Annotated in this window: 2 protein-coding genes; one reads left to right on the top strand and one right to left on the bottom strand. The window is 37.8% G+C overall.

From position 1 onward, the window contains the following. Positions 1-78: 78 nt before the first annotated feature. Positions 79-723: a methyltransferase family protein gene (locus E5A76_RS09965; RefSeq protein WP_161118832.1), complete on the top strand. Its 645-nt coding sequence runs from the start codon at positions 79-81 to the stop codon at positions 721-723. Between the two features lie 44 nt (positions 724-767). Here E5A76_RS09965 and E5A76_RS09970 read toward each other — a convergent pair whose 3' ends face one another. Then, entirely contained in the window at positions 768-1,538 is a 771-nt protein-coding gene (locus E5A76_RS09970; protein WP_161118833.1) for an alpha/beta fold hydrolase, read from the bottom strand. Positions 1,539-1,586 lie beyond the last annotated feature (48 nt).

Here is a 1,586-nt window from a genome sequence, read left to right on the forward strand (position 1 = left end):
TAATTATCAATTTATTTCTTTAATTTTATGCGTTTTATAAAAATAATTTATTGTGTTTTCTCTATTACACTATTTCTGTTGGCAAGTGTTTATACCATTGGGTTTTTCTCTTTTGACTTATTTCAACCTCAAGAACAATCACCGTTATTATTGGCGATAATAAACAATACGTTTTTTCTTATTATCTTTTCTGTCCATCATAGTTTACTCGCAAGAGAGAGCATAAAGCGATTTATTCCTTATGGCGTTGAACGTGCAACATATATTTTAATCGCCAGCGCCTTGATGTTTTTAATTCCGTTTAACTTTAAAGAATCAGGAATAGTGTTGTGGGATTTTCAGGGAACAATCTTTGGCTATGTGTTGATTGCTGTTTCGTTATTGGGGTGGTGTATTGCGTTAATATCATCGTTACTGATTGACCCATTAGGCATGTATGGCGTAAAGCAGTCCTTTGGTATCAGTAGCAAGGTAACAGGTGAGCTTAAATCGCCTTATATCTATAAATACGTAAGACACCCAATCTATCTTGGATTCATTATAGGTTTTATGTTCACGGATGTTATGACCATAGAGCACTTGCTATTTGCGGTCTTTGTAATTGTTTATATTTTTATTGGTAAGTCATTGGAAGAAAAGGATCTTATTCGTCAGTTTGGCAGCCAGTACATTGATTATATGCGTAAGGTTAATGGGTTACTGCCAAAATTTAAAAATAGATAATGACTAAAAATACGTCGTCTGATAACTCAGACGACGATATCAATTTAAGAATTAGTCGACGCTTGCTGCCACAGGGTGCTGATGGTGTTTATTAGCCATTGTGGATTATCTAACGGAATATCATGACCATCAGTATCATTGGTGATCAGCGGACTATGCCAAGCGTTTGCGATAGCTTGACTGGCTTTGCAGCTGACAAGTCTGTCTTGTGTGGAAGAAATAAAATGCAGTTCGCATTGAGGGCGTACGGTTTTAAATGTGCTGGCAGCGTACAATTGGCGCAAGAAATTACCTACACTCATTGGGTGCTCGTTACCATACTTAGCCCATGCATTAACGATATTAATATCAAGAGGTTGGTTGGCAACCATCTGGTAAATTGCACTTTCTCTTGCTAATGGCTTAGAGGCTAATGCCTTTAGAATTTTAAAGTAATTTTGTGGCAGTAAACGCTCATAGAACGGACTAAAGCCTTTAGCACTGGTATTAATACAAATAAGCGATTGAATTTCACTAGGGTAAAGCTCTGCCCATTTAAGTCCGATCATACCGCCCATAGAAATAGCAAGTAGATGCACACTACCTTTACCTTGTCGTTGGGCACGAATGCTTTCTACCATAGCAGCAACACTCATAGGGGAGGTGAGAGCCGATAACTCACCATTGCCGGGTATATCAATGCAAGTAACCGAACAATGAGGAAATGCATGTTGTAGTGTTGTTGGAAAATCCCCCCAATGGAAACTGCCTCTAAATAATCCGCGTAATAATATTATCTCACGCATTACGTCACCTGCCTTTTGAAGTTGAGCCATTTATCTGGCTGCTTATAGTTAGTGCTAAGAATATGCAGTATTTAATAA

This window comes from Photobacterium lucens, assembly GCF_009873615.1.
Classification (GTDB): domain Bacteria; phylum Pseudomonadota; class Gammaproteobacteria; order Enterobacterales; family Vibrionaceae; genus Photobacterium; species Photobacterium lucens.